The organism is Vibrio sp. HI00D65, from assembly GCF_001635455.1.
Lineage (GTDB): Bacteria > Pseudomonadota > Gammaproteobacteria > Enterobacterales > Vibrionaceae > Vibrio.
In genome coordinates this window covers 1-11,533 of record NZ_LWEH01000309.1, presented here as the reverse complement: position 1 = coordinate 11,533, position 11,533 = coordinate 1, and the positions used below count along the sequence as shown (strand labels likewise).

At 40.4% G+C, this 11,533-nt stretch carries 8 protein-coding genes and 1 pseudogene; 1 reads left to right on the top strand and 8 read right to left on the bottom strand.

Annotated features, from left to right (window positions below):
* Nucleotides 1–1,130 (top strand): FUSC family protein (locus A3712_RS19430; RefSeq protein WP_197465867.1); only part of this gene is annotated, 1,130 nt, incomplete at its 5' end.
* Nucleotides 1,131–1,593: 463 nt separating this feature from the next.
* Here A3712_RS19430 and A3712_RS19425 read toward each other — a convergent pair.
* The 8 genes and pseudogenes from A3712_RS19425 to A3712_RS19390 form a co-directional block, all read right to left on the bottom strand.
* The gene (locus A3712_RS19425) at nucleotides 1,594–2,550 is read right to left on the bottom strand and encodes a phosphatidylinositol-specific phospholipase C (protein ID WP_063524715.1); all 957 of its coding nucleotides are present in this window, start codon (nucleotides 2,548–2,550) and stop codon (nucleotides 1,594–1,596) included.
* 641 nt (nucleotides 2,551–3,191) lie between these two features.
* Nucleotides 3,192–3,500, bottom strand: a pseudogene (locus tag A3712_RS28430) (ParB family protein); the annotation flags it as partial.
* A gap of 130 nt (nucleotides 3,501–3,630) precedes the next feature.
* On the bottom strand, nucleotides 3,631–4,773 hold the full coding sequence (locus tag A3712_RS19415; RefSeq protein ID WP_063524713.1) for a diguanylate cyclase: 1,143 nt from the start codon (nucleotides 4,771–4,773) through the stop codon (nucleotides 3,631–3,633).
* 722 nt (nucleotides 4,774–5,495) lie between these two features.
* Nucleotides 5,496–7,676 carry a hypothetical protein gene (locus tag A3712_RS19410; RefSeq protein ID WP_063524712.1) on the bottom strand — a complete coding sequence of 727 codons (2,181 nt, stop codon included), beginning with the start codon at nucleotides 7,674–7,676 and terminating at the stop codon, nucleotides 5,496–5,498.
* Between the two features lie 154 nt (nucleotides 7,677–7,830).
* A complete protein-coding gene (locus A3712_RS19405; protein WP_063524711.1) occupies nucleotides 7,831–8,184 on the bottom strand; it encodes an aegerolysin family protein in 354 nt (117 codons plus the stop codon).
* 340 nt (nucleotides 8,185–8,524) lie between these two features.
* Nucleotides 8,525–9,169 (bottom strand): hypothetical protein, encoded by a 645-nt coding sequence (locus A3712_RS19400; RefSeq protein WP_063524716.1) that lies wholly within the window; start codon nucleotides 9,167–9,169, stop codon nucleotides 8,525–8,527.
* A gap of 245 nt (nucleotides 9,170–9,414) precedes the next feature.
* Nucleotides 9,415–10,728 carry a Vps62-related protein gene (locus tag A3712_RS19395; protein ID WP_063524710.1) on the bottom strand — a complete coding sequence of 438 codons (1,314 nt, stop codon included), beginning with the start codon at nucleotides 10,726–10,728 and terminating at the stop codon, nucleotides 9,415–9,417.
* A 171-nt stretch (nucleotides 10,729–10,899) separates the two neighbouring features.
* The gene (locus A3712_RS19390) at nucleotides 10,900–11,442 is read right to left on the bottom strand and encodes a hypothetical protein (protein ID WP_063524709.1); all 543 of its coding nucleotides are present in this window, start codon (nucleotides 11,440–11,442) and stop codon (nucleotides 10,900–10,902) included.
* Nucleotides 11,443–11,533: the final 91 nt, after the last annotated feature.

The following is an 11,533-nucleotide window of genomic DNA, read 5'->3' as shown; positions in this document are numbered from 1 at the left end:
TGATTGAAGCGGTGAAGCTCGAAGACCAACCCCGATTTCGTTATTGGGCATACGCAGTGAAGCTCATTTCCTGTCGTATTGAGCTTAATGAACCCGCTTATGAACGCTCTTTTGAAGTGCAGCCGTTCGAATTGTCCTTTCGTCTGCCAAGCCGAGGCAATCCGATTTGGCGTCATATTACCCGTGTAGGTTTGATGTTCGCGCTTGGCGCAGGGATTGCGGAGTACTATGAATTAATTCGCCCTGATTGGGTGTTGATTTCGATGTTGATGGTTATTCAGCCAAGCTTCTTGGCAACACGCAGTAAAACTTGGCAGCGCTGTTTAGGTACTGCACTTGGTGTGCTATTCGCGACTTCTTTGATTCACATTGGCATACCGACGACCGCGATGTTTACGCTAATTGTCATACTCTTGCCCGTCGCGATGCTCAATATCATGCGCCATTACTCGCTAGCAATTGGCTGTATTACGGCGCTATTGATTTTGGTTTATCAAACCATGGCACACCAAGGGCTCGACTTTGCAGCACCACGTCTGATCGATAACGTGGTCGGTGGCGCAATTGTCCTGCTCGGTTATGGCCTGTTATGGCCGCAATGGCGCGGCAAAGAGATCCACACTCAAGCATTAAAAGCACTTGATAGTTCAAAAAATTTGTTTGTCTATTGCTATGAACAGCTGCAAGTCGACACCGAACAACGTGATCATATGACATTAACAAAGCAACGTGCTGCCATGCTAACCACAGAAAGCGACCTTGAGCTGGTTTACAATGAGATGCAGCAAGAGCCAAGACATACTCGCGCAGATCCTCACTATTATGAAGATATGCTGAGTCACTATCGATTATTGAGCCATTACCTCTGCTTGCTAATTCCGCTTGTCAGAACAGGCACGCAATACCAAGGCTCACAACAAGTCGAAAGCTTAATTCATGATGCGATGTATGCGTTGATCAATACCATTCGTGATAATCGCGTCCATGAGCTGCCTGCGCTAAGTAATAAAACCGAAGCCAATCACCCAACTTCCACAACAGGTCAACGTTCGGTAGAAGAAATCATCTGGTTGGCACTGCTTACAGTAAAACAAATGCACGATTTAGTTAGGCGTAACCTAGAAAGCTAAATACACCGCATTATTATAAAGTTCATTTCAGCACTTATTTACCAATACCCACGTACACTGACCGAATTACTGATGGAAACATCAATCAGACTTCGCTCTGGTTTTTAGAGGAAAGCGTTTGGCACACCTTAATGATGGGCTTGTTGCATAATGACCTGAACCATCGAAAGTGGACACTGCGTTAAGTGTCTTTGCCATACCTGTAGTTATTCATTACTTTCTAATTTAACAAAATAGCTGACACGTTTTTGTCCAATAATCAGTCAGACAGTAGAGTGTTATTCTCGAACTGTACCGGCATGCTATATGGGGCTTTAACATATGTTGATGATTTAAATTTGTTGATATGATTCATATTGGTCAAGGGGGATAAGCTACCCCCTTGATGTGAACTCCTAGGTCAATAGAAGTCTACGAGATGGGTAAGGTATTTGTTTCCACCTAGGTAGTTGACACGCATTCTTTAAATTAAGTAAGAATGGTCTTCTTTGATGGTAGATGAACTTTTTACATACTTGCTATTTTTTAAGTTAACTCCCGAGTTGGCGTTGATAATCAGCTCGGCATTTCTGTTATCTATATGGCCTTCTTTGTTGTTGTAAAAGTCTAGAACAACAATACCAAACCTATTTCCCTTTTGTTGCTCAGCCAAGAATTCCGTCAGTCCAGGGTTCATCTTCGGATCTACTTTACCGAAACCACCACCCCAAGCGTATTGGTAAGGTGTATGTCCCGCAAGTGAGATGCTATTGTATGTAATATGCACAGCGTTATCATTTGGTGTCTCCATAGCTCTGTTTATTGAGGAGTGTACTGTAGCCATTTTCTTGTGAGTATCGTGCTGCTGGTATTCGTCTTCTATTCGGAACACTTGGTTTTCGGGCGTTGTCAGAGTGAAGGTTGCATTCTTTTCCCACCCACTGGATAGATCGATACCTGCATCGCCATCAAACCGTCTTAACAAAACAATTTTGCTCTGGATTTCATGCAATGCTGGTATACGTGGCTCTAAGTAAAATAGATGTTTGTACTTCTCTTGTTTCAGGTATTCATGAAATTTTGCTTGAATGTTTTTATCACTGTTTGTCTCGGCGTTCATCAGCATAACGACGGACTCACTTGGGTTTTCTTTTAGAAACTTTAAACAATCATTTAGAACATCACCGAAAGAAATGCCGCAACTAAAGATACCATGGTAAATATTCAGAGGGTCAAGTTCTGGACCGTTTGGTTTCACACGAATGTCGAGGAAACGAATGCCATCTGATAATTGATCATAAATGCCAAAGTTTTGTGTTCTCGGTCCCCCTTTAGGGGCTTGTTGAGTTCCTGAGTCATGAGTCCCCGGCATGGAAATACTGTCCAGTGTTAAGTTTTTATCTAGTGCACTCATCCAGTTTTTTGTGCTTACGTCAGTCATGTTGTTCTCCTATATAGAATATTTTTGAGTTTTGGTTATGAACTAATCACCAAAGCTCATTTTTTCGTCTTTGGTTTGTGTGTTTGTGTGTTTGTGTGAGTAAGGCTAGAAGTGGTAAGCGCTAAGCATCACTCTACAAGAGGAGGAAATAAGGGGATGAATAGCGCCCAGTCATGGTTACATTGGTTTAAGAATTGTCCATTTGGAACAAGAATCGCCCAACAGCGGTCGTCGATTCACTCTTTCGTGCCGCTATGCTTCCAGAGCCTAATTTGCGTTTGTTCAGCTCGTCGACGATGAACTTCGTACTATCAGTCAAGCAACCTGCTGGCTTTTTGCCATGTGTTTTTCTCCGAGCCCAACGGTGTCGTTGCATTTCTTATGTATAAAATTAATTAGCCAGAATTTGGTTTTTCTGGCTATCAAAGAAGGTAGTGCTCTATTTGTATATACGAAATTGGTTTTATTTAAATTTGAATATAAAACGTGACTGTAGACGTGAGGAGATAGGAGTATTGAATGAGAAGAATAGTTATGTACTTTCTTATTTACGGCCCTACTAGAGGGGAAATTCTTGTAGTCATTCAGTGTTACTGGAGTTGGCTTATGGGGGTAGGGGGCATTGGTAGTGCATCTTTGCTAGCAATTTCCACGATTTTCCTGATAAGTCTATCGAGGCCTTTCGAGTCATTCACAAACGATTTGATGACTTTACCCAATATGGCGTAATCAGTGTGAGAGAGATCACTGACTACCGGAAATAATTGAATCAATTTACTATTGATGCTTGCGCCCTTCAGTGCTCGGCCTACGGCTTGGCGGCTGGTCCCCAAAATCTGCGCGACGTCTTCTTGTCGATAATCGCCGTTGTTCATGATGAGCTGGCACTGTAAACCAATTTCGCGTTGGTTATGCTCTTTAGCGGTTTGCAACTGCTTGTTAAGGGATTGATGTTTTGGTCATGTTTAGAAAATGTATTGATCCGAACCATCAGTTTGATATTGATACCACAGATTTGGGGCAATTTGTTGTGGCATTCATCTGCGTAATTTTGCCAACTCACACTATCTTGGGATTAAGCTATGCACCTCTAACACAGTTTCTACCATTAGCTTTTGCTTTATATAAGTTATCATCAGCCTTTTCGATACAATTATGAACACTTTGACTGGTATCGTACTCTGAAAATCCAATAGAAACAGTGAAATTAGGTACACTTGGAACTTCTAAGTTCTCGATTCTCTGTCTTAATTTATTTAAGATATAACTCAAGTTTTGCTTTTGAGACGCAGGCCCCCTCAGTACGATTAAGAACTCCTCTCCCCCCCACCTAAAAGCTACATCCTTTTTTCTAAGGTTTTCTTGAATACATTTAGACAACAATGTGATTGCTTCATCACCAATATAATGGCCGTATTGGTCATTAATTTTCTTAAAGTTATCGATATCAATCATTGCGAAGGCTATGACCCTACTATCTACTTTCTTTTCGTCAAAAGCATCTCTTCTCTTCAGTCCGGACATTTTGTCTGTTTTAATTAAATAAATTATTTTTTTATGAATTAAATTAGAAGAAAAAAATAAAAAGTAGTAAGTATTAATAATTATTAAAAAAAATAAAGTTATTTTATCGTAAAGGTAATTAAAGATTACTTTGTTATCTTTTAAATCATAGCGTAAGAAAGATATTGTGTAAGTATCACTATCTAAATCTGTATTTTTAAAGTCAGTCAACCCAACTGCAATTAGTTTACTATTTTTTAATATAGGATAAGAGAAGGTAATGACATTATGATAGGGTGGGAAGGCATTTATGTATGGTTCACTGATGCAATACTCATTAATCATCTTTTTCTTCGCACATTGATACCATGAACGGCTATGGCTATCAAATTCAGAGGTTACACTCTCCGAGTAAGACACATTTTTTCCATTATCAAAAGCGACATTAAAGTCTTTAGAAGAACTTAAGCTATAAAAATCATCAACAAGGTCACTATCCCTTTCAATAGATTCAATGATTAATAACCTATTGATTTCTGACCTTGATATCGCTTCCGATAAAAGTATTTCGAACCTACCCTCAACTCTATCAGCTTCATACTTAATTAGAAGTAACAATGTAATCAATGTACAAACTACTAATGCACTATACTTGTACAGGTAGCTCATAAATCTTACTAGAGAACACTTAAAACTTTTATATTTTTTCTCTTGATTCATAGGTTATATTCCTAATGCATTCACATTATCTATATTTAAATAGGGTATTAGTTTTGCCCATTGGTTTTGTCTTAATTGTTAGATATGGTTCTGTCGTAAATTCTGATAAAGGCGTGACATAGCCATTCTCTAGACGCAATTATCCTGCTAGTGCCTAAATTTCCACCCAGGCAGTTTCTTCAACTATCTCTATCTGACCTCGTCTCAACATCGTCCACAGCTCTTTACCACGAGGGTTGGCAGTCGCACCTTTTAACGACTTCGAACCAAGTGCTTGCCCTAGTGTTTGTTTTCCTCAACGATAACTTTGCTCCACGATATTGTTGAGATATTTGATATACAGTCTTTTTATGGGTGAAAAATGTTAAGAAGCGTAAGCCTGAGATGCGGCTACGTAACACCTTCATGATCAATGTTGCATTAAGATTCGAGTTTATGTCGCTTTGGATCTAGTGCTGTCAGAATTTCTAAACAGCCATAGGTTCTTTTTCATTCTTGGAAGATCATGATGCTTCTATACTGTGGGTGTCCGTATTTTATGAGCCAATAATGCTTAAGCTTTTACATGTTCTAACCGGGAAGACTAGCAAGCTAAAAAAACCTCCCGCATAGCAGGAGGTTTTCATGCATTTAAAAAGCAATTTAAGTCAATTTAGGTAACCTCGACGGTTACTCAAATTTGCTTTAAGAATTAATACCATTTTGTAGGTCTTTTATAAGCCCTAGGTGTTTTTTGGCTCTTCTATAAGTCCTACGTATTGCTTTTTAATTTTTGTTTGATGATAGGCTGCTTTATCGTCCCAGTTTTCTGGCCAGTTTGCACTGCTATAAGTCCAAGCACTGAGTTTATGCAGCCCCTCTTCCAAGTGTTGTAAACTCTTCTCAAGGCCATGGTCCGCACCAATATTGGTACTTGAAGACATGCCTTTCCAGTTTTCAATGCCAGCGGCTGCGCTGAATCGGATCGGATAAAGTGTTGTTTTTCCATCTTTTGAATGTAGCGTTTTGCTTTCTTGATCAGGGGTAAAGTTCATTGCCTTAACGAGACCACCAGATTTAGAGAACACGGCTTCGGTGTCATAAGCTGAGCTTAAAAGCCCTTTTTCAGGACCAAAAGCCCAAATTTCTTTATCTGGTGTGGGAAGAGGCAACACTTTGTACGCTTGGCTGAACGCATCGAAGTTGCGGCCATTGAAAGCGATTGTCTCTAGTTTGTAGATCGTACGGCTATCATTGCCCCCGCTCGTTGGTGAAAGGATGCTTTTATGGTTGCGAACAAAACCAAGACCCAGTTCAGCGTTGCGTAAGAATGTATTTTCATTCCAGTATTGATAAATTAATGCAGCTGGATCGCTGAGTGAATGGTAAGCCTCAGAGAGAGTTTTACCATCTTGCATTAATGCAGCAACATGATCGAAGTTATCCGCAAGGGCGGCAGTTTTAACCAGTGGTAGCGACCGGTCTTTGCGTTTAATGTACTCAATACCAGAAGCGTGCGCGATATGATAGATTCGGCTTAAGGTTTGGAAATCTTGCAGCATAACACGAGCTTTAATGCCCTCAGAGGTGTCTAGGTCTTCAATACTGTTACAGTAACCTTGTGCCAACCAAGGTATCAGATTAGACCAGTGAGCGATCCACACACCTAAGGGGATATGATCATCGCTATTACCTTTAATGGGTCTTTTTATCTCGGCGGTATCCATGACTTCAGTCTTTTTAACCAAGATTTCTTTTTGATTCAATGACTCAATGTTATCAAGCGTATTAATGTTGTTTTCTTTAACTTGTTCCTTTGCTTTTTCAAGGCCACTTAAATTTGATTCTTTTTCGGATTGTTTGAGAAACTCTTCAAATGTGAGTTCAGAGTTCTTCGCTTTAGCCTCTTCATAGGCTTTCGCCTTCGCATAAATATGAAGATCGTCGAGATTTTTTAATGATCCCACTTTATTGGTGACGTCATCGCTAGGTTTAGGTGTTACAAATTCAGGGATCTTAGGCGCGCCAGACGTAATATTCATGTTTGGCGCTTCCACGAGAACATGGACATCGTTCAATTGCTGAAGTGCAGTTTCACTAAATTTCGTAAACCACTTCTGAACTTGATCAGAGAGAGCATTACCGCTGACGAAGCTAGTGCATGTTGCTGTGACATCGGCTTCTTGGTCGGACTTACTACCATCATAAATGGCCTGTAAAGAGACGGATTTATCCAAACCAGCGTAAGAGAAATTGGCTTGGCCTCCATACTTCCATGAATTATCTTCGTCTGTAGCCGTCATCTTAAAGTGTACCCCTCCCATTGCACCCCATGCGATGCCGACAACGAGCCCGTCACCATAATCGCGACAAAATTCATCTGAAGCTTTGACCCATTTTTGGAGTAAATCATGAATGGTCGGGTATTGGTTTTTATCGCTAGTCAGCGCCTCAGACAGTGACACATCTAAATCGTTACATTCCTTATTTACAGCGTTATAACAGTCAAGTGCACCTAACGCCGATTGCCTGCACCCTTTTTTTAGACCGCTTAAAAATTGAGGAACAGTGAGCTTCTCAAAATCAACATACTCAACACCACAGACAGACAGTGCACTATAAGTCACTTCAACTGATTTGCTGCTATTGGCTGCCGCATTACCAACATAAGCACTGGCGGAGGCTTCAAACTTGCTGACTCCAGATACACCATAGCTACCTGATATCCCAAAAGAACCTTGGTTCATTCTGTCTGAATAAACATAGCTGCTTGTACCTGACATTCGGTCATGTTTTTCTACCTGTGAAATCATGCTAGAAATATTAGAATCAATAACACTCGGCTTAAAATTGTTATCGTATGATTTAATATGACTACCGATAGTCACGGCGTAGAGTGGGTTTTCAATTTCTGAATTAAACATAATTAGTTACGCTGTATTAGTGATAAGGTTTATTAAAAAAACGGTAGAATTCAATATATGATTTCTACCGTTTTCTTTATCATTTTTATTAAATTTGGAACAAAGAAAATGAGAGAGTATTTTATATTAAAATTCTCTCTAGGTTGATTGCTATTTATGCAGGGTAAAGAATGTATGTAATGTATTGTTTATGACCTGTCCAATCACCATCAATTTTAGTATAAAATGAATCGTCTGGATTCTGAATAATACGATATGCACTTGGCTTATCACCGTATGGGTGGTTAAAGTGAAATTCTACTTCAACATCCGTGCCTTCAACTACATACGTTACAATGCCCTTAGGGCCAATCATCGCGCCGCTTCTATGGTCGCAAGAAAAAACACCACCAGACTCAATGTTTTCTGGTGGTTCTGAAATGAATTTACCGTGATCTAGGTCCGAAGATTTCAACTTTAATGTATTACCAAGGTTGTTTTCAATTTTAAGTTCAACAAAACGTGACATTTTTATTCTCCATGTGAATATTGAATGATGACTACTGACTGAGTAGTCGTTTAGGTGCAATTACCATAATTAACATCGAATAAATAACATTTGGATGAGTGATTATGGATGTGGGATATATTTAGAAAGTTAATCCCTCTCTAAATATTGATAGCTCTCGCCTAATCAATATGATTAATTAGGAGGAAGCATAGAATCGGTTAGAAGTGTTATTGCTGATACGTTTCAATACTGATTTTTTATTGCGATGATTTCATGGCTTTCCATCAAATAAACTGGACTCGTACCGCAGCTCCAAGTGATAACAAGCGGCAGAGTCTCAATTTTTCATACCTCGGGATTACGCCGCTTGTGATTCTCCCAATGCGGCCGCGCAGCGGTTCATCAAATCGAAATATTGTCCCATGGTGCTTTCTACACGGGGGTCAGAAACCTCATTTTGTATGGTTTTGATTAAATGGTTAATCAAATAAGCGTAAATGCGGTATTGAAGTGCCGGTTTTTTCCTTGTGACAACCAACTCGGAATGTGGGTCTTCAACGAGCATTCTGAGCTGATCCAGAGCCAAGTGGAACACCATCAGTCGGGCTAACTCTGGGAGTAATGCAACGTCACTTCTATTTTCATCGCTGCAATATTGTTTTACTCTTTGAATGAGTGAGAAACGGTAGTCGATAAGCTGTGCTTCTAGCTTGGCAAGATTGTGGTGGCTGTCTTGTGTAAGATAGGCCAAACGAAGGCAATAATTAAATGCTTCTATATCGTCCCAAAATCGATAAATTTCGTCATCGACGGATGCGACCGTTTGAGACCATGACATATATGACCAAGTGTTATGGTCAAAAGGCAAATGGGGCTTAGTTAACAGGCTGAGTGTTTTACGAACCTGTTCTTCAGTTTGAGCATCAAATAGAAGGTTAAGCAGTTTGCTTGTTTGATGGTTATAGCTACTAATGGCGTACTGAAGATCGTTCCCTTCTTTCATTATATCATTCCGTTTAAACGTACTAAGACCAAAAATAAGCGGCACCATGATGATTCAGTGTGCCGCTCACTGAGTAGTTATCGTTCTTTATGAAGATAAATACCATCTGGTGAGTTGAGTATGACCGAAGATTTCAAACGACAGACGATCGCAAGTTACGTTTGCTGCCCTCGATATCCTTTTATGTGCATACGTGAGTTTCACCGGTTTGTTACGAGCTTTGTGGGCGCAATGATCAGAGCGCGTTATTCAGTTTTATCGTCTTTGTGAGCGGGATCTACCCAACACACCACCTCTTTTGCAGATGCGTTAGTGAAAGACAGTCGGTTGTTTGCGAAATCACTACCATCGCCGCGTTTCACGTAGATGACCTCGTCCAACAAGTAGATACCCATTGCCGACCATGGTGGCACGGTATAGCCTTCCTCTTTTGTCTCAGAAGCGAAAATTTCTTCAGATTTTGTTCGTTCCCAACCAAAGCTAGCAGACAGTTCACACGTCACGGTGCCGCCAATGAATTTACAGCCGCCCTCTGCTGTTACTGTTAAGCTTGCGCCAGCACTGAGCGTCTCAGATTTTGCTTTTGTTACACCAGATTCAGTGGTGATGGTAAGACTGATTGGCGTAGGTGCCTTGTTATTGTAGAACCCATCACAAGGGCTGTACTTCACATGGCGCTCTAGGCGGTAAAAAGGGGATTCGCGGAATTGTCTTTCTCGCGACATATCCTTATCGGCGGTTAAAGCGGTACATGGCACATAAAAGTAGCTCTTTAACATATGCTCCGTCTTAGGTGGTTCGTCGTAACCCGAGACGTCAGGAACAGGAATTTCGCCGCCATCCACTGGGAAAATTGGCAGTTTAAGAACACGTAATACTGTGTCACGGTATGGGCGGTTTGGTTTTGAGTGTTTGCGTGCTGCCACAAAGCCACCTGATGCCACGAAGATAGTGTTATCACCCTCTACGCGTTGATCTGGTCGAATTTCCCATAATGAAACATCGTGATCACCATGTGAGCCAGCATCATCCCAAATGAATGTGTTACCGTCTAAGATGCCGTCTGCTGTCAGGTCTTCGCGCACACACATGACTTCTCGTACATCTGGTTTGGCATCTGAGCCATATTGGTTTCTTGCAACATCCCCCAATGCTACATAGCCTTTTGGTGGAATAGGTCGCCAAATTGAACCTTCAACAGTGGCACCAGAGTTTACGCTGTCCCAACGCCACTCATAGTCGATTGGGTGTGCTAAAGCGGGTTGTTGTCCTTCTGGTACATAGTTCTGCTTAATCAAAATTCCAGCGACACCATGGAAAAAACAGTCCGTGACATTCCAGCGATCTTTAACAGCAACCGAACAAAGGCTGTAGAATCCCTCTTCGTTATCACAGTTAGTCGGTAGCGGGCGACACAAGCTAACACATTTATCGCCGCCATTACCTCGTTCATCCCAAATACACTTATAGTTTTCGGCGAAACGAATCGTCACCTCACCACAATCGAGTTGTCTTACGCGAGGGTAAGCATCATTACTTTCTAATACATTAGAGTCCATAATAATTTCCTTTATTAATTAAATTACGTTATTCATGGTGGATTGAATATTTTAAAATATTCAATCCACTTATTTATTGAGGGGTAGTGCTCAATTTTTATAAATTCATACGTTGGTTGGTAAAAAGCGCACGGAATAAATAAAAGATATAATGAATATCCTTCATTTTGCTTAGATATTTTTCAGATCGGCTACTGCATATTTAACGTTACGAGACGTTCGTTCTTGCCACTTTTGGGAATGGATTTTTCCGCTTGAATAATTAGAGATAAAATCCAGCCTCTCCGCGATAAAATGCAAAACAAACTCATGCGGGATCGCGTCTTTCATTGCGCCAATAGTCACTGAACCTAAGATACCATCTGGCTTTACCTTCAAGGCGTTTTGTAGAAAAACCACACTGTTGTGTATGCCATGTTCGATCACCGAGTCTAAAAACTGGAACATAACGCACTGCGGAATGGAGAATTCATCTTTAAAAGGGGAGTAGAAATCATAATAGTAGATTTCCATTGCCTGTTCTTTAGTTAGGTTGATGATGTCTTGATCAGGATAAGACATAGCGGAAATTCCATATTTAGAACCTTTTAATTCTCCTCGACCTACCGCCCCTCCGGTCCAGTGTTTTCTCTCTTGGGGTGAGTTATTAAAATTAAACTCTGATTCCATTAATCGATCGAAGATAATTTCAAAAAAATCATCATAGTGATTCATATTTTATATCCTATTTACTGTATAATTAAGTTCCGAATTAATAAATTATTTATTATCGATGAAATACATTAATGCGTTGCAAATTCGAATT

Coding starts and splice junctions, on each gene's coding strand:
- A3712_RS19390 (WP_063524709.1), bottom strand. CDS start 11,442: ATGAATCACTATGATGATTTTTTTGAAATTATCTTCGATCGATTAATG.
- A3712_RS19410 (WP_063524712.1), bottom strand. CDS start 7,676: ATGTTTAATTCAGAAATTGAAAACCCACTCTACGCCGTGACTATCGGT.
- A3712_RS19400 (WP_063524716.1), bottom strand. CDS start 9,169: ATGAAAGAAGGGAACGATCTTCAGTACGCCATTAGTAGCTATAACCAT.
- A3712_RS19425 (WP_063524715.1), bottom strand. CDS start 2,550: ATGACTGACGTAAGCACAAAAAACTGGATGAGTGCACTAGATAAAAAC.
- A3712_RS19415 (WP_063524713.1), bottom strand. CDS start 4,773: ATGAATCAAGAGAAAAAATATAAAAGTTTTAAGTGTTCTCTAGTAAGA.
- A3712_RS19395 (WP_063524710.1), bottom strand. CDS start 10,728: ATGGACTCTAATGTATTAGAAAGTAATGATGCTTACCCTCGCGTAAGA.
- A3712_RS19405 (WP_063524711.1), bottom strand. CDS start 8,184: ATGTCACGTTTTGTTGAACTTAAAATTGAAAACAACCTTGGTAATACA.